Annotated in this window: 21 protein-coding genes and 1 riboswitch; of the genes, 11 read left to right on the forward strand and 10 right to left on the reverse strand. The window is 66.9% G+C overall.

Translation table 11 applies throughout. The annotated features are described in order from the left end of the window. The first annotated feature begins 52 nt into the window (after nt 1–52). Nucleotides 53–158, forward strand: a riboswitch (TPP riboswitch). 89 nt (nt 159–247) lie between these two features. Next, nucleotides 248–2,134 carry a phosphomethylpyrimidine synthase ThiC gene (gene thiC / locus Atro_RS17320; protein ID WP_497924246.1) on the forward strand — a complete coding sequence of 629 codons (1,887 nt, stop codon included), beginning with the start codon at nt 248–250 and terminating at the stop codon, nt 2,132–2,134. A gap of 45 nt (nt 2,135–2,179) precedes the next feature. Here the strand turns inward: thiC and Atro_RS17325 are convergent, their stop codons facing one another. Beyond that, the gene (locus Atro_RS17325; RefSeq protein WP_497924248.1) at nt 2,180–2,914 is read right to left on the reverse strand and encodes a DUF3298 and DUF4163 domain-containing protein; all 735 of its coding nucleotides are present in this window, start codon (nt 2,912–2,914) and stop codon (nt 2,180–2,182) included. A 182-nt stretch (nt 2,915–3,096) separates the two neighbouring features. On the opposite strand from Atro_RS17325, the gene Atro_RS17330 reads away from it, so the two are divergent. From Atro_RS17330 to Atro_RS17360, 7 genes are all read left to right on the forward strand, one after another. Continuing rightward, a complete protein-coding gene (locus tag Atro_RS17330; protein WP_497924250.1) occupies nt 3,097–3,714 on the forward strand; it encodes an NUDIX domain-containing protein in 618 nt (205 codons plus the stop codon). Beyond that, complete coding sequence (locus tag Atro_RS17335; RefSeq protein ID WP_497924252.1) at nt 3,705–4,160, forward strand: DUF1249 domain-containing protein; 456 nt, start codon at nt 3,705–3,707, stop codon at nt 4,158–4,160. Before Atro_RS17330 ends, Atro_RS17335 begins: the two co-directional genes overlap by 10 nt. Before the next feature lie 365 nt (nt 4,161–4,525). Beyond that, nucleotides 4,526–5,572: an ABC transporter substrate-binding protein gene (locus Atro_RS17340; RefSeq protein ID WP_497924254.1), complete on the forward strand. Its 1,047-nt coding sequence runs from the start codon at nt 4,526–4,528 to the stop codon at nt 5,570–5,572. 10 nt (nt 5,573–5,582) lie between these two features. Then, nucleotides 5,583–6,446, forward strand: a complete 864-nt coding sequence (locus Atro_RS17345; RefSeq protein WP_497924256.1) for an ABC transporter ATP-binding protein — start codon at nt 5,583–5,585, stop codon at nt 6,444–6,446. 8 nt (nt 6,447–6,454) lie between these two features. Continuing rightward, nucleotides 6,455–7,234, forward strand: a complete 780-nt coding sequence (locus Atro_RS17350; RefSeq protein ID WP_497924258.1) for an ABC transporter permease — start codon at nt 6,455–6,457, stop codon at nt 7,232–7,234. Continuing rightward, complete coding sequence (locus tag Atro_RS17355) at nt 7,227–8,144, forward strand: type 2 periplasmic-binding domain-containing protein (RefSeq protein WP_497924260.1); 918 nt, start codon at nt 7,227–7,229, stop codon at nt 8,142–8,144. Before Atro_RS17350 ends, Atro_RS17355 begins: the two co-directional genes overlap by 8 nt. Before the next feature lie 26 nt (nt 8,145–8,170). After that, on the forward strand, nt 8,171–9,262 hold the full coding sequence (locus Atro_RS17360) for an acyl-CoA dehydrogenase family protein (RefSeq protein ID WP_497924262.1): 1,092 nt from the start codon (nt 8,171–8,173) through the stop codon (nt 9,260–9,262). Nucleotides 9,263–9,311: 49 nt separating this feature from the next. Here the strand turns inward: Atro_RS17360 and Atro_RS17365 are convergent, their stop codons facing one another. Continuing rightward, complete coding sequence (locus Atro_RS17365; RefSeq protein ID WP_497924264.1) at nt 9,312–10,217, reverse strand: LysR family transcriptional regulator; 906 nt, start codon at nt 10,215–10,217, stop codon at nt 9,312–9,314. 98 nt (nt 10,218–10,315) lie between these two features. Here Atro_RS17365 and Atro_RS17370 point away from each other — a divergent pair, with 98 nt between their 5' ends. Next, entirely contained in the window at nt 10,316–11,251 is a 936-nt protein-coding gene (locus tag Atro_RS17370; RefSeq protein WP_497924267.1) for an AEC family transporter, read from the forward strand. 185 nt (nt 11,252–11,436) lie between these two features. Then, nucleotides 11,437–12,966 (forward strand): diguanylate cyclase domain-containing protein, encoded by a 1,530-nt coding sequence (locus Atro_RS17375; RefSeq protein ID WP_497924269.1) that lies wholly within the window; start codon nt 11,437–11,439, stop codon nt 12,964–12,966. 30 nt (nt 12,967–12,996) lie between these two features. Here Atro_RS17375 and Atro_RS17380 read toward each other — a convergent pair whose 3' ends face one another. After that, a complete protein-coding gene (locus Atro_RS17380) occupies nt 12,997–13,815 on the reverse strand; it encodes a metallophosphoesterase family protein (protein WP_497924271.1) in 819 nt (272 codons plus the stop codon). Nucleotides 13,816–14,132: 317 nt separating this feature from the next. Here Atro_RS17380 and Atro_RS17385 point away from each other — a divergent pair, with 317 nt between their 5' ends. Next, entirely contained in the window at nt 14,133–14,891 is a 759-nt protein-coding gene (locus Atro_RS17385) for an aspartyl/asparaginyl beta-hydroxylase domain-containing protein (protein WP_497924272.1), read from the forward strand. A 58-nt stretch (nt 14,892–14,949) separates the two neighbouring features. Here the strand turns inward: Atro_RS17385 and Atro_RS17390 are convergent, their stop codons facing one another. The 7 genes from Atro_RS17390 to lptF all read right to left on the reverse strand — a co-directional run bounded on the left by Atro_RS17390 (nt 14,950) and on the right by lptF (nt 21,153). Next, on the reverse strand, nt 14,950–15,714 hold the full coding sequence (locus tag Atro_RS17390; protein WP_497924273.1) for an aspartyl/asparaginyl beta-hydroxylase domain-containing protein: 765 nt from the start codon (nt 15,712–15,714) through the stop codon (nt 14,950–14,952). A gap of 75 nt (nt 15,715–15,789) precedes the next feature. Next, nucleotides 15,790–16,764 carry a hypothetical protein gene (locus Atro_RS17395; protein WP_497924274.1) on the reverse strand — a complete coding sequence of 325 codons (975 nt, stop codon included), beginning with the start codon at nt 16,762–16,764 and terminating at the stop codon, nt 15,790–15,792. A 9-nt stretch (nt 16,765–16,773) separates the two neighbouring features. Beyond that, nucleotides 16,774–17,439: a hypothetical protein gene (locus Atro_RS17400; RefSeq protein WP_497924276.1), complete on the reverse strand. Its 666-nt coding sequence runs from the start codon at nt 17,437–17,439 to the stop codon at nt 16,774–16,776. Beyond that, nucleotides 17,436–17,744 (reverse strand): diacylglycerol kinase family protein, encoded by a 309-nt coding sequence (locus Atro_RS17405; RefSeq protein ID WP_497924278.1) that lies wholly within the window; start codon nt 17,742–17,744, stop codon nt 17,436–17,438. Before Atro_RS17405 ends, Atro_RS17400 begins: the two co-directional genes overlap by 4 nt. Before the next feature lie 3 nt (nt 17,745–17,747). Beyond that, nucleotides 17,748–18,794, reverse strand: a complete 1,047-nt coding sequence (locus Atro_RS17410) for a CDP-alcohol phosphatidyltransferase family protein (protein ID WP_497924280.1) — start codon at nt 18,792–18,794, stop codon at nt 17,748–17,750. A gap of 287 nt (nt 18,795–19,081) precedes the next feature. After that, a complete protein-coding gene (gene lptG, locus Atro_RS17415; RefSeq protein ID WP_497924282.1) occupies nt 19,082–20,083 on the reverse strand; it encodes an LPS export ABC transporter permease LptG in 1,002 nt (333 codons plus the stop codon). Further along, complete coding sequence (gene lptF / locus Atro_RS17420) at nt 20,080–21,153, reverse strand: LPS export ABC transporter permease LptF (RefSeq protein WP_497924284.1); 1,074 nt, start codon at nt 21,151–21,153, stop codon at nt 20,080–20,082. Before lptF ends, lptG begins: the two co-directional genes overlap by 4 nt. Nucleotides 21,154–21,271: the final 118 nt, after the last annotated feature.

Consider the following 21,271-nt stretch of genomic DNA (forward strand, 5'->3'; position numbering starts at 1 on the left):
CGAGGCGCCCTGCGCCTGTTGGTTTTCTGTACGCACCTTGTTTAGACTCAGCCGGTACTTGTCGGGGTGCCCCAGTGGGGGGCTGAGATCGGCCGAGGCCGGGTCCCGTTGAACCTGATCAGGGTGACGCCTGCGTAGGGAACAAGACGTCCTCGCCGTTCGGCGGGGGCCTCTCCATGCTCCGGCATGCCTGCGTCCGCTCCGATCGACTCCGACAATTCATGCCCGGACGAAATGGAGTGCCTTGATGAGCGTGACAGAACAACATAAAAACCTGAGCGAGTCCGCCCAGGTCGACCAGCAGTCCGTACAGCCCTTCCCGCGTTCGCGGAAGATCTACGTCCCCGGCTCGCGCCCGGACATCCGCGTACCGATGCGCGAGATCAGCCTGGACGTGACGCCCACCGCCTTCGGCGGCGAAATCAACGCCCCGGTGCTGGTCTACGACACCTCCGGCCCCTACACCGATCCCAACGTGCAGATCGATGTGCGCCAGGGCCTGGCCGACGTGCGCTCGGCCTGGATCGCCGACCGCGGCGACACCGAACTGCTCGCCGGCCTCAGCTCGCACTTCGGCCAGGCGCGCCTGGCCGACCCCGAGCTGGCCAAGATGCGCTTCGCCCACGTGCGCAACCCGCGCCGCGCCAAGGCTGGCGCCAACGTCTCGCAGATGCACTACGCCAAGCAGGGCATCGTCACCCCCGAGATGGAATACGTCGCCATCCGCGAGAACATGAAGCTCGCCGAGGCCCGTGCCGCCGGCCTGCTCACTGCACAGCATCCGGGGCAGAGCTTCGGGGCCAACATCCCCAAGGAAATCACCCCCGAGTTCGTCCGCGAGGAAATCGCCCGCGGCCGCGCCATCATTCCGGCGAACATCAACCATGTGGAGCTGGAGCCGATGATCATCGGCCGCAACTTCCTGGTGAAGATCAACGGCAACATCGGCAACTCGGCGCTGGGCTCCTCCATCGAGGAGGAAGTGGCCAAGCTGACCTGGGGCATCCGCTGGGGCTCGGACACCGTGATGGACCTGTCCACCGGCAAGCACATCCACGAGACCCGCGAGTGGATCATCCGCAACTCGCCGGTGCCGATCGGCACCGTGCCGATCTACCAGGCGCTGGAGAAGGTCGGTGGCATCGCCGAGGACCTGACCTGGGAGCTGTTCCGCGACACCCTGATCGAGCAGGCCGAGCAGGGCGTGGACTACTTCACCATCCACGCGGGCGTCTTGCTGCGCTACGTGCCGCTGACCGCCAAGCGGGTCACCGGCATCGTCAGCCGCGGCGGCTCGATCATGGCCAAGTGGTGCCTGGCGCACCACCAGGAGAATTTCCTCTACAGCCACTTCGAGGAAATCTGCGAGATCATGAAGGCCTACGACGTCGCCTTCTCGCTGGGCGATGGCCTGCGCCCGGGCTCGATCGCCGATGCCAACGACGCCGCGCAGTTCGGCGAGCTGGAAACCCTCGGCGAGCTGACCAAGATCGCCTGGAAGCACGACGTGCAGACCATGATCGAAGGCCCCGGCCACGTGCCGATGCACATGATTAAGGAGAACATGGACAAGCAGCTCGAATGCTGCGACGAGGCGCCGTTCTACACCCTCGGTCCGCTGACCACCGACATCGCCCCGGGCTACGACCACATCACCTCCGGCATCGGCGCGGCGATGATCGGCTGGTTCGGCTGCGCCATGCTCTGCTACGTGACGCCCAAGGAGCACCTCGGCCTGCCGAACAAGGACGACGTGAAGACCGGCATCATCACCTACAAGATCGCCGCCCACGCCGCCGACCTCGCCAAGGGCCATCCCGGTGCACAGATCCGCGACAACGCACTGTCCAAGGCGCGCTTCGAGTTCCGCTGGGAGGACCAGTTCAACCTCGGCCTCGACCCGGACACCGCACGCAGCTTCCATGACGAGACCCTGCCCAAGGACTCGGCCAAGGTGGCGCATTTCTGCTCGATGTGCGGGCCGAAGTTCTGCTCGATGAAGATCACCCAGGAAGTGCGCGACTATGCCGCCGAGCACGGCCTGTCCGAGGAAAGCCAGGCCGTCGAGGCCGGTTTCCGGGAGCAGGCCGAGCGCTTCAAGGAAGAAGGCTCGGTGATCTACAAGCAGGTCTGATCCCCGGCCACGCCCTCTCCCCGCCGGGGAGAGGGTGCCGCAGCGCTACTTCCTGCCGCGCGGGAAGAACTCCGGCTTGAGGATGCCGTTGAGCTGCGGGTAGGGCACCACCAGCAGCGGGTGGCCCATGGCGTAGGGGGCGATCCGGTAGGTGTCGTACATCAGCAGCACGCCGACCTTCGCCAGGCCGATGTGGTGGGTCTGCTGGAACGGCCAGGTGTCGACGAACTCCGCATCGTCGCCGACGCCTTGGGCCTTCAGCCAGCGCTGGTGCGCCTGCCGGGCCTTCTCCCAGAAGGCCTCCTCCTGACCCGGCAGCAGCAGGTCGCGTAGTTCCAGGGCCTTCTGCCGACGGCGGTCGAAGTCGATGAAGGCGCGTTTGGGCATGCCGTGGGCGCCGCCGGTGAAGCGGTAGCTCGACAGCTCGACGAGGATGCGCCCGTTGTTCTGTTCCAGCACCTTGGCCTGCAGGTAGCTGCTCCAGCCCGGTTTGGCGCCGGCCAGGAAGTCCCGCTCGTGGCTCTCCAGCGAGGCGGGCAGCGGCATGCCTTCGGCCTCGCGGGTCAGCTCCAGCAGGCCACGGTCGATCAGCCGGTTCAGCTCCGGCTCGTCGGCAAAGTGCAGGGTGTCGATGTTCACCAGCGGGCACTCGCTGCCCTGGCATCCGGCTTGCAAATGTTCCCAGGCCGTGCGTTTGTAGACGGCCGGCGGGTTCGAGGGGGAGAGGCTCTGGCAGGCTCCCAGGAGCAGGGCGAGAGCGGCGAGGACAAGCGATTTCATGGGGGAGACAGCATTCATCGGGGCTTTCGGCGTCGTTGAGGAAGGCTTCGCCAGACATCCGGATCGGCTGCTGGCGGACTGGTTAGGGTCGCAGGTCCTCGGCCGTCTGCAAAGGGGCTGCGCCGCTCGGAAGGGCAGGTTAGGATGGCAACCGACTTCAGTTAACTAGGCGAGCGTGCAGGATGAGCGAATTCTTCAAGCCGGATGCGGATGCCGTGGAAATCGTGCGGCGCGAGCCCTGTTTCAGCGGTTTTTACCGACTCGAGCGCGTCCACCTGCGGCATCGGCAATTTTCCGGCGAGATGGGTCCGGTGCTCAGCCGCGAGCTGTTCGTGCGTCACGATGCGGTCTGCGTGCTGCCCTACGATCCCGTGCGCGACTGCGTGGTGCTGAACGAGCAGTTCCGCGTCGGGGCGATGGACAAGTCGGAGAACCCCTGGATGCTCGAGATGGTCGCCGGACTGATCGACAAGGACGAGGAGCCCGAGGAGGTCGCCCACCGCGAGGCCCTCGAGGAGGCGGGGCTCAAGCTCGAGGCGCTGTGGCCGGTGACCGTCTATTACCCGTCGCCCGGCGGCAGCAACGAGAAGGTCTACCTTTATGTCGGTCGCTGCGACAGCCATGGAGCAGGCGGCGTCTATGGATTGCCCGAGGAGGGGGAGGACATCCGCGTGCACGTGCTGTCTTTCGAGGACGCACTGCAGGCGGTCAGGGACGGCAGGATCAACAATGCCGCCAGCATCATTGCCTTGCAGTGGCTGGCGCTGAACCGTGTCGAGGTACGAGGACTGTGGGCGTAAGTCTGATGCGCGAGCGTTACCGGGTCGATCTGGTCGACCTGCAGGCGACCTGCGAGGCCAACTATGCGCGGCTGATGCGCCTGCTGCCGGAGATGCGCAGCAGGCCCGCGGCGGCGCGGCGAGTGGGGGTGAGCCAGGGCGAGCGGCTGCTCGGCGTGCTGGCGCTGGAGGTGCTCGAGGACTGTCCCTACACCACCACCCTCAAGGTCTGTCAGGAGCACAGCCTGCCTTGGCTGCCGGCACCGCGGATGGAGGTGCGGGTCTACCACGATGCGCGCATGGCCGAGGTGGTCGGCGCGGAGCAGGCCCGGCGCCTGCGCAGCCGCTATATCTATCCGAATGCGGCGATGCACCAGCCGGACGAGAAGAGCCAGCTCAACCTGTTCCTCGGCGAGTGGCTGAGCCACTGCCTGTCCTGCGGCCACGAGGTGGAGCCGGTCGTCTGACGCGGCGCCGGCCGCTCTTCCGCCGCTCGCGGTCGCCCGCGGGCGACGCTCGGTTGTCGGCATACCCGGCCTGGGAAGCCGTCCCCCTCGTGATGCCTCCGCACTTTTCCGCTCCCCCTCATCCTTCTGCCGGCGTCCGCTTCCCGTTCCCGCGGCTGCGCGATTTCGCACAGATGGCGCCGATCGCTGTAGCGGTTCGCGCAGCAGAGCGCTCGCAGAGGCTGCCCGCCGGTCCGTGCGTCGCACCATAAAATTATTTAAAATCAGTTGGATAGGTGATTTTTCGAGTTGTGGCGCGGCTCTTGCTGAGCAGGCTCCAGCACATGCGGGCAGATCGCCCGCCGTCAGGAGCCAGGAAAACCGCCATGCCCGTAAATGCCAGCCGTCGATCGGCACTCAAGACCCTCGCCCTGCTCGGATCGGCAGGCGCCGCCAGCCTTCTGCTGCCCGGCTGCTGGAAGAAGGAAGAGGAGGGCGCCGCCAAGGCGGCGAGCGCGCCGGCCGTGGTGAAGAGCGCCGGCGATCCGGTGATGGAGTTCAAGTATCCCGACAACCCGGCGTTCGACCTGATCTACCTGGCCGAATCGCTGGGCTATTTCGAGGGCACTCGCGCACGCCCCAAATACGTCGGCAAGATCGCCGCCCCGCAGATCATTCCGCTGGTCGGCACCGGCGAGATCGACTTCGGCATGCGCATGGTGCCGCTGGTGATCTCGGCCATCGCCAGCGGCCTGGATCTCAAGGTGGTGTCCGCCGGCGGCAAGACCCTGGAAGAGGCGCCGCACATGAAGTACTTCGTGCGCCGCGATTCGGGCATCCGCACGCCCAAGGATCTCGAAGGCAAGACCATCGGTTTCAACAGCTTCGGCGCCTGCGCCGAATTCGTCACCAAGACCTACCTGCGCCAGCACGGCGTCGACGTGAACAAGATCAACTGGCTGGTGGTGCCGGACAACCAGAGCGAGCAGACCCTGGCGACCGGCAACATCGACCTGGCGATCATCCATCCGCCGCATTCCGGCGGCGCCGAGCACAATCCGGCGCTGCACAAGCTGTGGAGCGACTACGACCTCGACCGTGGGCTGGGCGGCATGGCGCCCTACAGTGCGCACGGCAAGTTCATCCGCGAGCATCCCGAGGCCACCCGCGACGTGGTCCAGGCCATCGCCCGCGCGGCCAACTGGGTTAACGCCAACCCGGAGGAGGCGCGCAAGATCACTGCCCAGCGCATCGGCATGGAGCTGAAGAACGTCGAGCGCTACGCCTACGTCGACAACCTGGTGGTGACCGAGCCGCCGATCCAGTACTACATCGACATCCTCGAGAGCGAGGGCAAGATTCCGCGCGGCAAGGTCAAGGTGAAGGACGTCTATACCAACGCCTTCAACCCCTTCGCCGGCCAGACGGCCTGAGGTGCGCAGCGTGAGCGGCAAGATCGTGGCGCGCGACCTGCGCGTGGAGTTCAGCGCGAAGAACGAGCGCGGCCAGGCCGAACGGGTGGTCGCCCTGCAGGACTTCGATCTAGAGATCCGCGAGGGCGAGTTCCTCTCGGTGCTCGGCCCCTCGGGCTGCGGCAAGTCGACCTTCCTCAGTATCCTCGCCGGGCTGGCCGGCAAGAGCGGCGGCAGCATTCACATCGACGGCAAGCCGCTGGAGGGCATCAACGCCAACCAGGGCGTGGTGTTCCAGGGCTATGCGCTGTTCCCCTGGCGCACCGTGCTGGAGAACATCGAGGTGGGCCTGGAGATCCGCGGGGTCGGCAGGGCCGAGCGCCGCGAGCGGGCCCGCGAGTACCTGGAGCTGGTGGGCCTCAACGGCTTCGGCGCGCGCTACCCCCACGAGATTTCCGGCGGCATGAAACAGCGCGTGGCCATCGCCCGCTCGCTGGTCTACCAGCCGGACGTGCTGCTGATGGACGAGCCCTTCGCCGCGCTGGACGCACAGACCCGCGAGATCCTCCAGGGCGAGCTGCTGCGCATCTGGGACCAGCACAAGATCACCATCGTGTTCATCACCCACAGCCTCGACGAGGCGATTTTCCTCTCCGACCGCATCGCGGTGATGACCCATCGTCCCGGGCGGGTCAAGGAGATCCTCGAGGTGCCGCTGCCGCGCCCGCGGCTGGCCGAGCTGCGCAATTCCGAGGACTTCGTGCAACTGCGCCAGCGCGCCTGGGAGGTGCTCAAGGACGAGGTGCGCTTCGCCTCGGCGCCGGTGCCGGCGCCGACCTCGATACGTGCGGCCGACTGGCCGGCCAGCGCCCAGGCCGCCGAGATCAAGGGGTAAAAATCGTCATGGGTCTTTCGTCGAATCTGGCCGGGCTGTTCGAGCGCAGCCTGGGCATTCTGGTCTTCGTGCTGGTCTGGGAGCTACTGCCGCGCCTGGGACTGGTCAATCCAGGCTACCTCAGCCCGCCGTCGGCCGTGCTGCAGGCGGTCTGGGAGCTGGCGCACAACGGCGCGCTGTTCAAGCATCTCGAGGCCAGCCTGTCCCGTTCGCTGGCCGGCCTGCTGCTGGCGATCGCCGGTGGGGTGAGCCTGGGCCTTCTGATGGGCTGGTTCGCCCGCTTCGAGGCACTGGTCGATCCGCTGCTGCAGTTCTTCCGCCAGACCTCGGCGCTGGCGCTGTTCCCGGTGTTCATCCTGTTCTTCGGCATCGGCGAGTCGTCCAAGGTGGCGATCATCTTCTGGGCGTCGTTCTGGCCGATCCTGCTCAGCACCATCAGCGGGGTGAAGCAGGTGGACCGGCTGCTGATCGACTCGGCCCGTTCCATGGGCGCCTCGCGCGGCTTCCTGTTCGCCAAGGTGGTGCTGCCGGCGGCCTCGCCGTCGATCTTCACCGGCATCCGCCTGGCCGGTGCCTACTGCGTCACCGCACTGGTGGCCGCCGAGATGATCGGCGCGCACTCCGGGCTGGGCTTCCTCACCCTCAACTCCCAGGAGGTCTTCCAGGTGCCGAGCATGTACGCCGGGATCCTCCTGCTGGCGCTGGTCGGGCTGCTGCTCAACTTTGTCCTGGCGCTGATCGAGCGGCGCCTGACCCGCTGGCGCAAGGGGCTGACCCACAATGCCTGACGCGCTGGTGCCGGCCTGGCTCGGCGAGCTCCGCCCGCTGCGCGAGACGTTGCCGGCGCGGCGCCTGGGGCTCTGGCCCGGCGTGGCGCTCCTGCTGCTGGCGGTGCTGCTCGCCGGCCTCGGTATGGCCGGGCGCGAGGACGCGGCGCATCCCGAGCAGCTGTCGCCCGGCCCGTACTTCGAACAGGCCAGGGCGCGCGGCCGGCTGATCGTCGGCGTGCGCGCCTATCCGCGTCCGGCGCTGCCCGGCATGCCCGTGGTGGCCGAGCCCGACCCCTTCGACGCGGCACTGGCGCAGGCCCTCGGCGATTACCTGGGACTGCCGGTGGAAACCCTCGGCCTTGTGCCCGAACGGCGCGAGGCCGCGCTGCGCGAAGGACGGATCGACCTGCTGGCCGCCGGTGCCGCTGCGCCGGGCGCCGCCGCCGGCACGGCGATCCCGGCGTCGAGGCGGCACGGGGAGGGCGCGCTGATCGCCCTGCGCGGCCTCGCGCTCGGCGCTGGCGAGGGCCTGCGCGGCCGCGTTCTGTGCCTGGCCGAGGGCAGTCCGTACCGCCAGCCGCTGGCGGAGCGCCACGGCGCCCGGCTGCGCGAGTATCCCTCGGCGGTCCACGCCATCGCCGCTTTCATGGCCGGCGAGTGCCAGGCGCTGGCCGAGGCACGCAGCCTGGTCGACTGGCTGCTGCAGCAGCCGGATTGGCGTTTCTACCGGCGCTTGCCGTTAGCGCTGCAGGCGCCGGCCAGCGGCCACGTGCGCCTGGCGGATGCCGAGCCGCAGGCGCAAGCCTGGCTCGCCGCGGCCCTGGGCGATTGGCAGCGCCGCGGTGGGCTGGATGCCGTGCTGGCGCAGCGCAGCGGCGAGCTGGCCTTCGACGTGCTGAAGCTCGAGCAAGGGCTGGTCTGCCACTGAATTTTCCACACGACCGATTGACCGACATGTCCCACGATCTGCACACCCTGTTCGAACGCATCAAGGCCAGCGCCGTCGAGCGCGATGCCCGGGGCGGCCATGCCGCCGCGGAGAAGGCGCTGCTGCGCGACGCCGGCCTGCTGCTGCTGGCCATTCCCCGCAGCCTGGGCGGCCAGGAACGCAACTGGCAGGAGATTTTCGCCCTGGTGCGCCGGCTGGCCGCCGTCGACAGTTCCCTGGCCCACATCCTGGCCTTCCACCAGTTGCAGGTCGCCACCGTGCTGATCTACGGCAGCGAGGAGCAGCAGGCGCGCCTGCTCGGCCACACCGCCGAGCACCAGTGCTGGTGGGGCAACGGCATGAACCCGCTGGACCGCCGCCTGGTCGCCGAACCCGTGGCCGAGGGCTTCCTGCTCGACGGCAGCAAGTCCTTCTGCTCGGGCACCGTCGGTTCGCACTTCATGACCCTTTCGGCGGTGCTCGGCGAGCATGCCCAGCCGCTACTCGGCGTGGTCTCCACCGAGCATCCCGGCGTGCAGGTGCTCGACGACTGGGAGCCCATCGGCCAGCGCCAGACCGACAGCAACTCAATCCGCTTCACCCGGGTGCCGCTGGCGGCGCGCGACGTGTTGCGCGCGGCGGATGCCACGCCGAGCGCCTTCCACACCCTGCGCAACTGCTTTGGCCAGCTGGTGCTGACCAATCTTTATCTGGGCATCGCCGAGGGCGCCTTCGCCGAGGCCCGCGACTACGCCCACGGCCAGGCTCGCCCCTGGCTGACCTCGCCGGCCGAGCAGGCGGTAGACGATCCCTTCACCCAGAACCGCTTCGGCGAGATGCACGTGCAGATCGCCGCCGGCCGCGCCCTGGCCGAGCGCGCCGCGGAGCTGATCGACCGGGCGTTTTCCCGCGGGCCGCGCTGGGCGCCGCGGAGCGCGCCCGGGTGGCGGTCGCGGTGGCCGAGGCCAAGGTGCTGGCCCATCGCGCCGGGCTGTTCGCCAGCCAGGAGCTGTTCGAGGTGGTCGGCGCCCGCGGCACCCGTGCCTCGCTCGGCTTCGACCGTTTCTGGCGCAACGTGCGCACCCACACCCTGCACGATCCCATCGACTACAAGCTGAACATGCTCGGCCGCTGGGCGCTCAAGGACGAGGCGCCCGATCCGGCCAACTACACCTGAGCGGGGCCGCGATCGCCCGCTTCCGTCACGCCGATGCAGTGGAGAAAGGTGTTCAGGCAGGGGTTTTCGTTCCGGGGGTTCCAGACCACCCCGTATTCGACCGGCGGGGAGTGTTCGATCGTCCTGAACACCACGCCGGGCATCTGCATCTTGCGCATCGAGCTGGGCACCACGGAGACGCCCAGCCCCTCGGCGACGAGGTTGACGATGGTCTGCTGGAGATGGGTTTCCAGCCGTATCTTCGGCTCGAACCCCGCGGAGCGACAGCAGCTCATCACCGCCCCGTGCAGGGTCGGAGCGGTATGCCGGGGGAAGGTGATGAAGGGCTCGTCCGCCAATGCCGCGATGCTGAATTCGGCCGTGGCGGCGAGGGCATGGCTCGCCGGCAGGACGGCACAAAGCGGCTCGCTGCGCAGTGCCCGATAGCACAGGGATGTCGGTCCCGAGGAAGGGAAGGTCAGGGCGACATCCGCCTCGCCGTGTTCCAGGGCCGGGCCGAGGTCTCTGGGGAGTACCTCGTCGAGCACCAGGCTCACCTGCGGATAGGCATCGCTGTATGCCTTGAGCAGTTCGGGCAGCAGAATCCATGCGGCAACCATGGTGAAGCTCACGCGCAGCTCGCCGCGTTCCCCATGGGCGCTGGCGCGGGCCGAGCGGATCGCCAGATCCAGGCCCGCCAGGGCGGTCTTCGCATGCCGGTGGAAGTCGTGGCCTGCTGCGGTCAGTTCGACCGAGCGCGAGTGCCTGGAAAACAGCACGACGCCGAGTTCGGCCTCCAGGGCCGCGATCTGCCGGCTCAAGGGTGGCTGAGTGATGTGCAGGGATTCGGCGGCCTTGCCGAAGTGCAGATGCTCGACCAGTGCCATGAAGTAGCGCAGTTGGCGAAGCTCGATCATTGATTCCGTTTCCGTATGGGTGCGCACAGGATTAAGCATTGGATCGGAATCGATGTACAACCCTAAGCTTGCGGCTCCTCCAACCGCACGGAGCCGTCATGTCGTCCGTTCTGGCCGTTCTACTGCCCATTTTCGCGTTCATCCTCGCCGGATTCGTTTGCCGCCGGACCAATCGTCTGGGGCCTGACGCCGCCAGCGAAATGAACCGGTTCGTCGTCTGGCTCTGTCTTCCCGCCCTGCTGTTCAGAGCCACGGCGACCTCGAGCTGGGAGGCCTTCTGGCAACCCGGATTCCTGGCGGCCTTCGCCGGAGGCTGTCTGCTGATTTTCGTGGCGACGCTGCTCTGGCGCTTCGCGCAGCGGCGCTCGTTGCCTGCCGCGAGCGTCGATGCGCTGAGCGCGTCCTATGCGAACACGGGCTACATGGGAATTCCCTTGTGCCTGTCCGTGCTGGGGGACGCTGGGCTGGAGCCCGCCCTGATCGCGACCCTGGTGGTGGTCTGCATGCTGTTCGCGATCGCCGTGATCTGCATCGAGGCCGGTCTGCAAAACGAGAGAGCCCTGGGGTGCGCGGTGCTCAAGGTCCTGGCGGCCCTTGGCAAGAACCCGCTGGTCATATCGCCCCTAGCCGGTGTCCTGTGGGCTGTCAGCGGTGTGGGGCTGCCGCCGATGGTGCTGCAGTTCCTCGATCTGCTGGCCGCCGCCACCGCCCCGTGCGCCCTGGTGGGGCTCGGGCTGTTTCTGGCGCAGAAGCAGGACGGGGAGGCGAAGGGCGTCTGGCCGCTGGTGATCGTGAAGACGGTCGGCCAGCCGTTACTGACGGGATTTCTGGCCTATCGGGTATTCCAGTTGCCGGCGCTCTGGGCCAACGCGGCCTTGTTGCTGAGCGCGTTGCCCACGGGGACGGGACCCTTCATGCTGGCCGAATACTATGCCCGCGAAGCGTCCGTGGTTTCCCGTACCATCCTGATCTCGACGCTGTGCTCGTTGCTGACCCTGTCGGCCTGCATCTACTGGATCAGGAACGGTGCCTGAGGCTTTCGCAGCGCCGTTCCCGCCCGCGAGATCATGCGTTCGGCCAGAGGTACGGGCAGGCGTTCGCCCATATAATCCATGACCTGACAGGGCAGCGGTTTCAGGCGAAGGCGTGAATGGTTAGAGCGGATCGGCGTGCGCGGCGCGGATATTGGGCCCGATTGCTGGTGGTGGGAGGGCTCGGGGTGCTGATTTCGCTGATCGCCTACCTGTACAGCTCCGCCTTGGAGCGGCAGGTGCGGGCGGGAGAGTTCCAGCGTCTGGCGCAAGCCCAGTTCCGCAACCTCCAGGATCTGCTCGATCATTCGCCCCAGGTCCTGCAGGCCTTCCGCGGCCTGTTCGCGGCGACCGAGAAGGTCGAGCGCGACGCATTCGCCAGCTTCGCCCGCGAAGTGCTGCCGAGCCATCCGGAAGTCTTCGCCGTGCACTGGGCGCCGAGGATCGTCCATGGCCGACGGGCCGCCTTCGAGGACCAGCTGGCGCCCCTGCAGGAGCGCCCTCTGGGCATTTTCGACGTGACGACCGACGGCCTTCGCCGCGTGCCTGCGCCCGCCCGCGCGGAATACCTGCCGATCTGGTACATCGAGCCCTTCCTGATCAATCGGCGAGCGCTCGGTTTCGACATCCTGGAGCGTCCTCTCAACCGGGAGACGGCGCGTACTGCGGCCTATCTGGGCGTGCAGCGGACCACCCCGGTCTTTCCGTTGCTGCAGGACCCGAGCGGGCCGCCGGCGGTCGCCATCTATCAGCCGGTATACCGCCGGGACCTGCCGGCGGCGACCGCCGAGCAGCGCTGGCAGGCCCTCGAGGGCCAACTGATCCTGATGCTGCGGCCCAGCGTGCTGCTCGCCGGTCTGTCGTTCGGCCGGCATCCGGTCGAGGTGCGCCTCTACGACCTGACGGACGGCTTGCCGGTCGCCATCTATCCGCGCAACGCCGTTCTGCAGCAGCCCGGAGACGCCGTGGTCCAGCAGCGGCTGAGCATCCCCGGCCGGCAATGGCTCATCGAGTTCGTCGCGCCGCAGGGCTTCGGCGGCTTTGCGGGCGGTGTCCTGCCCCTGCTGCTGATGCTCTCGCTGCTGGCGCTGACCCTCGTCCTGCTGTTCTTCCTCGAGCATGCCCATCGCGGCGCCCTGCTGCTGGAGCGGCTCAACGGCGAGCTGTTGCGCCGCCAGAAGGAGCTCGACGGCCTGGCCTACTACGATGCCCTGACCGGCCTGCCCAATCGTCTGTTGCTGTTCGACCGCATCAACATGGCGCTCGGCCTGCAACGCCGCCAGGGCGGCCGGCTGGCGGTCTGCGTGCTCGATCTGGACGGCTTCAAGGCGGTCAACGACCGTTTCGGCCACCAGGCCGGCGACCTGCTCCTGAAAGAGGTCGCACAGCGCATGCAGGCCGCGCTGCGCCCCTCCGATTCCGTCGCCCGGCTCGGCGGGGACGAATTCGTGGTGGTGCTGCCGGGAGCGAACGCCCCCGCGACGCTGGAGAGCATCCTGCAGCGGCTGCTCGAGCAGGTGAGCCGGCCCGTCGAGGTGGACGCCGGGCAGCCGGCGGTCGCCGTTTCCGCGAGCATCGGGGTGGCTTTGGCCGGTGAGTCGAGCGACGTCAACAGCCTGATTCGCGAGGCCGACCAGGCCATGTACGAGGCCAAGCGCGCGGGCAAGGCCTGCTACCGGATCTTCGCGGCAGGCGAGCGTCTGAGCACGGCGGGCTGACCCGCCGGCGTGTGCTATCGGCAGGCCGGCTCAGTGGGTCGGCCAGTGCAGATAGAAGTGCGCGCCGAGCACGAAGCGGCCGCTCGCGGCCTGGTAGTCCCAGCGCTCGGCCTGCACCTGCTTGTCCTGCCCTTTGCCCAGGTACAGCCGGTTGAACGAGTTCGGCGCGCAGCCGCGTATCCGCCAGGATAGCGCGGTGCCTGCTTGCACCACCCAGATTTCCCGCGCCAGCTCGGGGTACTGGCCGCTGAGCGGCAGCACATAGGGCAGGTGGATATGTCCGCCCATCACGATGTCCAGCCCCGCCTCGGCCCAGCGCGTCAGCGCTTCCTGCGCGCCATATTGCAGGTTGTTCAGGTCCGAGGGGACTATCGAGCCGAACGGCTGATGGGCCACCACGATGCGTACTTTCTCCGCGGCGCACCGGCGCAGTCGCTCGCAGACCGCGCGCACCTGCTCGGCCGTCACCCGGCCGTCCTTGCGGCGCCGCGGGTGGGTGGTGTTCAGACCGATGACCAGCAGCTCGTCGTTCTCGAAGGTCGGCTCAAGCTCCTTGCCGAAGTGCCGGCGATAATTGCCGTAGGGAGACAGGAAGCGCGCCAGCAGGTTGTGCAGCGGCAAGTCGTGGTTGCCGGGAATCACCAGGGTCTGCGGGATGCCGTAGCCTTCCAGGCGCCGGACGAAGGCCTGTGCCGCGGCGAACTGCTGGCGTCGGGCTCGCTGGGTGATGTCTCCCGACAGCACCAGCAGGTCGGCGCCCTGTTCGCGCACATGCGCTTCGAGAGCCTCCACGACCGGTTGCTGCTCGGTGCCGAAATGGGTATCGGAGATGTGCAGGATTCTTGTCATGTTGCCGGTCGTTGCCTGAGTCCGAATGAAATACGCCGGTTGCGCTTTGCGAGGAGGCCGGCCCCGCTCCGAAAGTCGCCGCCGGGCCGCGTACGATATTTGCAGGCCGGAGTCGGCGCAACAGCGGGCCGAACACTTCGCCCATGCTGCGCCTTTGCAATTGCAGCCGTGAGACGCTCCGGCGGCAATGGGCGCCGGGCTGGAAAGGTTCGATGGAAACCATGACAGAGTGCATGGTCTTGCCGCATGATGCTGCCCCCATCGAATCCCCCCGGCTTCTCCAACCGTCAACCAAGGACATCTGCAGGATGAATGATATGGCTTCAGCTCGTGTAACGAAGGACAAGGTCAAGCGCGGCGCGCTGTACAGGGTCGGCAAGAAGCTGCGACCACTGTTCAACCGCTTCCTGGCCAAGAATTCCCTGGTGGAGGATCCGCCGGCCTTCGACAAGCAGCTGTTCCCCTGGACGGCGGAGCTGGAGGCCCATTGGCCGGCGATTCGTGCCGAGTTCGATCAACTGCTGCAGCAGAAAACCCCGATCCCCGCCCTGCGCGACATTTCCCCGGATCACCGGCGCATCGCCAAGGATCACAATTGGCACTCGTTCTTTCTCTACGGCTACGGCTACCGGATCGAGGAGGGCTGCCGGCTGTGCCCGCAGACCGCCCAGGCCCTGTCGGTCGTGCCCGGCCTGAACAGTGCCTTCTTTTCGATCCTGGGCCCGGGCGCGCACATTCCGCGGCATACCGGGGTCACCAAGCGGATCATTACCTGCCACCTGGCGATGGTCGTACCGGAGCCCCGGGAAAACTGCCGGATTCAGGTGGACGACCAGATCCTCCACTGGGAGGCCGGCAAATGCATGGTCTTCGACGACACCTATCCCCACGAGGTGTGGAACGACACGGACCAGACCCGTGCGGTGCTGCTGATCCAGTTCAAGCGTCCGCTGCGTCTGCCCGGGCGCCTGCTGGGCGACCTGTTCCTCGGCGCGGTACGCCGCAGTCCGTTCGTGCAGGAGGCGCGCAACAACCTGGCTGCCTGGAGCAAGGCGCACAAGCTGCTGGACGATTGAGCAACCCGGCGATGATGCGCCCCCTGCGCGGCATGGGGGCGATCACGGGGGAAGGTTTCTAGCGCTCGAACCCCTGTTCCCAAGCGCGATGGTTGCGTCGTGCATCCTGGATGAAGGGCGACAGGCGGATGAGCTGGAGGACCACCTTGTTGAGCAGTTTCCCCGGCCAGGCCAGCGGTCTCTGTATGTCCAGGAACAGCACCACGCGGGTGCCGTCGGTCTCGTTCCAGACCTGATGCCGGTAGGTATCGTCGAAGACCATGCACTTGCCGGGCTCCCAATGGCGGATCTGGTCGTCCACCCGGATCCGGCAGTTTTCCCGGGGCTCCGGCACGATCAGGCCCAGGTGCGCCCGCAGCAGGCCGTTATAGGGGCCGCGGTGCTCGCGAATGGTCTTGCCGGGTTCGAGGATCGAGAAGAAGGCGGTGAACATGCCCGGGATCGATTCGACCAGCTTCGCCGTTTCCGGGCAGCGCTTGCAGTTGCCTTCCATCTTGTAGCCGTAGCCGTACAGGAAGAAGGTCTTCCAGCGGTCGTCCTGGGTGAGGCTGCGCTGGTCCTTGGAAATGTCCTGGAAGTTCGGCAGGAGTTCCCGGTGCTGGAGGACCTGCTCGAGTTCCTGGCGAACGACTTCCCAGTTGGCCTCCAGCGTGGGGACCCAGGGGAACTGCCGGGTATCGAAGAACGGCGGATTGCCCAGTAGCGAGTAGCGCCGGATCACATTCTCCAGGCGCTTGATGATCCAGAAGCCGATGGCGACGCTGGGACGATGCTTTCGTTTGCGTTTGGGTTCCACGGCGATCTCTTCGTTGGTCTGTCCCACGTGATACCTCCCTAACAGGATGAATAAGCCAAGCCGGCAATATGTGAAGTGTTGGAACAAGTATGGGGCTGGCGACTAGCGCAGGCGTCGTTCCTTCAATAGTCGCCAGAGCAGCGGCCAGCCGAAGATCAGAGGATACCGGCGCAGGCGCGGGGTGACCTCGATGGGCTCGCCCAGATGCCGCTGCAGTTTCCAGACGACGTAGTCGACGCCTTGTTCGAAGGTGAAGGACGCCTTTATCAGGCGGGCCAGGTTCAGCAGCCGTCCCTGCAGACGCCGCAATTTCCAGCGCCGCTGGTTCTGCCGGCAGGCGGCCGCTGGCAGGCGGTTGCGATAGCGGTCGGTTTCTCCGGCAACGGGCTCCATGCCGGTCAGCGCCGGGGCGGCAGCCTGCGTCAGGCGCCGATAATGCGCCAGGTCGTGACGGACCAGCTGGCTCGGGCGATCGGCGGCCTCCGGACGCAGCTCGCTGCCGTAGCTCAGCGCCAGGGCGTGCTGCCAGAGGGCTTCGCTGTCGAAACTCTGCGGCTGGCAGGGCAGGGTCTCGTTCATGAGCCGGATGACGGCCCGGGCCAGCGCCTCCTGTATCCGGCGCTCGACCTGGGCGTCCTGGCTATGGACCAGCCGCGACGGCTGGGCGAAGCGTCCCCACAGATAGCTCTGGAACCAGCAGGCGGTTCCCTGCTCGAGGTCATGCAGGGACAGCACGGCGCACTTCGCCTGCAGGAGCCGGCCATCCGCCGTATGGGTCCGCAGCAGGAACACATTGGGCGGCAGCCAGGCGTTCGCCAGGCTCAGCAGGCGGCTGGCGTGCGCATGGGAATAGTCGTCGACGATCGCGTAGAGATCGACCAGCCCTTCGCTCGGATCGCCGCTGCGCAGGCAGGAACCGTAGAACAGCAGTGCCACCAGGGCATCGCCGAAGCGGGCGCGCACTTCGTCGCAGAGGGTCTGGAGCTCCGCGGCGACCGGCAAGGCGCACTGGGCGGCGACTTCGGCGAGCAGGGCGGACGGCGGTGCAGGCAGCGGCTGAACGTCATGGGTCGGCATCGGCTGGCCTCAAAAGGTCAGGAAACGCAGCGGGGGCGTGCTGGACAGGCGAAGGGGTTCCCCGGCTAGGAACAGTTCGCCGTCGAGCAGGAAGTCCCGGGGGCCGTTCAGGCTCAGCGTGTCGAGGTTACGGCTGAGGTAGCCGTCGTGCTCGCAGGCGACGGTCGCGCCGCGTCCGCACAGCAGGGCGGGCAGTACCCGGAACAGACGGCGCGGACGATGCCTGACGGCGGTGAAGTGCACGGGAGCCTGTTCCTTGCCCCAGTAGGGGCGGCAGCCGACCAGCAGTCGGTCCAGGGTCGAGGCCAGCACCAGCAGCCAGTCGTTCTGCCAGTCGGCATCTGCCGTGCTCAGCCGGGCCGGCATCGCCGGCAGCAGCGGGTGCGACCGGTTGCTCAGCAGCGAGAGCAGCAGGCGGCCGAAGGCCAGTGCCGGCCCCAGTGCACCGCGCACGCCGGTCGGTCGGATGCGCCGGTGGAAATAGCGCACGCCGTCGAGGATGGCACCGGCCCCGAAAAACATGCCGTACTGGGGTTTCAGGCTCGTCCCACCATCGACCCGCAGCACCGCGCGCTCCACCGTCTTCGGTGCCGGTCCGGCGCCCTGTAGCCAGGCGCACAGGGCGCGCAGGGCGGCCTCGGGTTTCAGGCGTGCGCCCAGGTCGCTGGCCGTCATGTTGGTCGTTCCCCCGGCACGACCAGCACTTCGGGCAGGCTGTCACCGGCCTGCTCCTGCAGGAGCGCGGTCAGCGTGGCCTGCAAGGTGCCGTCCCCGCCCATGACCACCACGAGATCCTGCGGTCCGGCCTGCCAGTGCCGCAGCGCCTGCGCGATTTCCGCGGGGCCGGAAACCTCCTGCAGCAGGGCGTCGGGCACCGTGGCGAGGATCCGGCGCAGCGCCGTCAGGCGCTGCCGGATGCGTCCGCTGCCGGGATTGAACAGGATGCCGACCCGCGCGGGCGTCGCCCGGGCTTCAGGCATCGCTCAGACCGGAGCGGGGGCGAACAGCCGGACGATCGGGCGATGGCCCTCGGCCCGCAGGTCGATCTGGCTCAGCCAGGGTTGCAGGTCCGCACCGCGCCGGCGCAGGATCACGGCCCACACTACCCGTACGCCCAGGACCAGCGTGGAGAGCACCGTCCAGAGCGCGACCAGCAGCAGGCCGAGGTCGTTGGCGCCGGCCATCCAGGCCAGGCTCAGGATCAGCAGGTTGGGATTGCGGCGGGCGGTCACCAGGCGATTGATGGAGTCGAAGGGGCGCCAGAGGAACAGGGAAAAGGGCGCGGCGAACTTGAAGGCGCCTTCGCACAGGCGGCCGGCGACGTAGCCGATGAAGATGACCCAGATCACCGTGGCCAGAGGAATGTCGAAGCCCCAGGCCGCCCCCAGCCCCATCCCCCAGGCGGCATACCAGATCGGCGGATGCACCAGGTCCAGCGCATGGTCGAAGATGTTGCCGAAGCGGGTCGAGGTGACCGTGACGCGCGCCAGCTTGCCGTCCACCGTGTCGAGGAAGGTCATGATCCAGCCGGCGATCAGGCCCAGGCCGTACTGTCCCTGCCAGAACCAGTAGCCGGCGAGGATCGCCAGCACATAGCTCGCCGCGGTGACATGGTTGGGGCTCAGCCCCATCCGCACGCACCAGGCCGTGACCCAGCGCGCCGGCACCGGCCAGACGCTGCGCGTGATGAAGTCCGTGACGCCCTTGTAAGCGCCGTTGAACAGGGATTTCTCGAGGTGTACGCGCTCGGCCTCCACTATGCGGGTCACCCACGGCGGATCGAATTTGCGCAGTTGTTTCTGCAGACCGGATGCCACCGTATCCGGGCGTACCGGGGACAGTTTCCCGATCGCCGGGGCGTCGAGCCGGGGATCGCCGGCCAGCTCGTCGGCCGGGAGGTGGGCGGCGATGACGGTCCCGTCGCGCGGGTCCTGCAGGGCCACGCCCTCGGTGTCGAGGAGGCCGCGCAGAACCCGCTCGTCGTACAGGTAGTCTTCCCGCAGAAGCAGCACGCTTCCGGTCTGCGGCAAGGGCTCGTCCGGTCCGGACAGATGGGCCTTGGGGAACTTTCCGAGGGTCCGCCGAAGCCTTTCCCGGGAGGTCAGTCCCCATAGGTGTACGGGGCAACTGCCCACCAGATGGACGTGTATCGTCATGGTTGTAATGCCTGGGCCCGTGAAGGCAAGAGAGTGTCGAGGTTGCACTGTAAAAGCATGCTTGGCGTTTTCGGGAGCCTTTGGGCTATGCCGTCAAGGCCTGCTCCGATCGAACCAGTGTACCGCGGCCAGGGCCATCCCGAGCAGGACGAGCGCAGGAACTACCCGACCAGCATGGCGTTCAGCTTGAACAGCAGGCCCAGATTGATCAGGATTTCGTTGCTGATGTAGACCAGCAGCCCCATGATCGCGCCGAGCGCCAGCTTGCTGCCGAGTCCCGTCGAGCGCACCGGACTGAACGTGAAGGGAACCGCGAACAGGATCATCGCCAGGGTCAGGAGCGGAATGCCCGCTTTTTGCCACAAGGCGATTTCGAACTGGATCGACGGCTGGCCGGTACTCTGCAGGAAGTGCACGTAGCCGCGCAGTTGCTGTGCCGAGAGGCTCTCCGGCGGGAAGGCAATCTCGTCGAGGCGGGAGTCGGGCAGAATGGCTTGCCAGGGCATCTGCTCGAGTTGCTGGACGCTTTCCTCCTCGTCGCTCCAGCGCTTCAGCTGGACGTTGTGGAGCAGCCAGGTGCCGCCGGACTGGATCTCGGCATGGTCGGCCCTGATGTATTCCTGCAATTGGTTCCGCTCGTCGAAGCGGAAGATCTCCAGCTGGCTGGGTACGCGTCCGGTCCGCAGGCTGCCGATGCGGACGACCTGTCCTTCCTTGCGTGCCCAGATGCTGCTGTCCTTGTCGTTGTCCGGCTTGGCGTGCGCCCGCAGCTGCACGGCCTTCTGCTGCAGGGGCGAAGCCAGGAACTCGTCGGTTGCGGCCAGTCCCCCGGCCAGCAGCGATCCGGCCAGCAGGGTGGTGAGGCCTATTCGCGTGGCGGATATTCCCGCTGTCCGCAGGACGCTGAGCTCCTGGCTCAGGGAGAGCTGACCGAGGGCCGCGATGCCGCCGAGCAGGGCGATGAAGGGGCCCAGCTCCACGGCGCGGCGCGGCATGGTCATCAGCACGATCTGCAGCGCCTGTGTCAGGCGATAGCCGTCCTCGCCGATGTCATCGAGTTCGCCGACCAGATCCAGCGTGCTGAACAGCGGCAGCAGCAAGGCTGCCGCGGCGATGAAGCCGAGGAAGACATTGCGGAGAATGTACCGGTCGAGAATCTTCATCGGGCCGGCACCCGGACGAAGACTCGCTCGCGGATGACCAGGCCGATCAGGGCGATCCCCATAAGCAGGGGGACCAGCCAGAGTCCGGGCTGCAAGGGCAGCGATCCGTTCCCCACCATGCTCTTGCAGATGTCGCTGGCATAGAAGATCACGGCATAGACAGCCGTGACCGGCAGCAGCGTGGCGAATCGGCCCCGCCTGGGGGCGGTCCTGCTGAGCGGAATGGCCAGCAGGGCCATGATGAAGGTGCTGATCCCGCGGGATTCGCGCCATTGCAGCTCCGCCTTGTCGGGCAGCGCCGTGGCGGCTTCGAGTTGCTGCCAGGAGGCCGCTTTCCGGCGAAAGTCCGCCGAGGTTTCCAGGGGCGTAAGGTGGATGGTCATCCGCTTGAACAGCATCCGCTTGTCCAGGATGCCGTCGTGCTGCAGCGAATAGGCGGCACCGTGCGTCATCTCCACGATTGGGTCTTCGTGATTGGGGTCGGCAATCCAGGCCTCCTGGGAACGATACAGGCGGGTTCTCTGCTGTCCGCCATCGAAGATCAGAACGTTATGCAGCCGCCTGTTCTGGTGGTCGATGCGTTCAGCCAGGATCATGCGGCCGTTTTCCGCATTGACATTGAAGCGCTCGGCCAGCAGGTGGTTGACGTCCAGGTCCGTCTTGGACTGCTGCTCGAGCTGGTAGGTATTGGCGTACGCCCACGGGCGTCCGTACAGAGACAATACGGTCACGGCGATGGCGATGGGGGTCGCCAGGATGGCCACGGCCTTGTAGATCCGCAGCGGACTCATGCCCGAGGCGGCGACGGCGGTTATTTCCGAGTCGTGATACAGGCGTCCCAGGCTCAGGACCACCGATACGTACAAGGCCACCGGAACAAGCACTTCCAGGGCTATCAGAACCTTGTAGACAACGATATCGAAGACCACGTCGAGGGCCAGGGTGCCATTGGCGGCTTCCGCCAGATAGCGCTCCGCGGAGTAGGCGGCGAAGATGAAGATGAGAATCCCCAGCATGACCAGCAGCGGCCGACGTGCTTCAGAAATGACGTAGCGCTCGATCAGCAGCATGAATTCCCGAACCTTCTCTGGTTCCGATAAAAGTCAACCGTTATCATGCTCTCAGACTTGGCTGGGCTATCCCGAAAATCGAGGCCTATTTTGGGGAGCGCCGTCCTGTTTTCCAAGC

It is taken from the genome of Azotobacter tropicalis, from assembly GCF_059739045.1.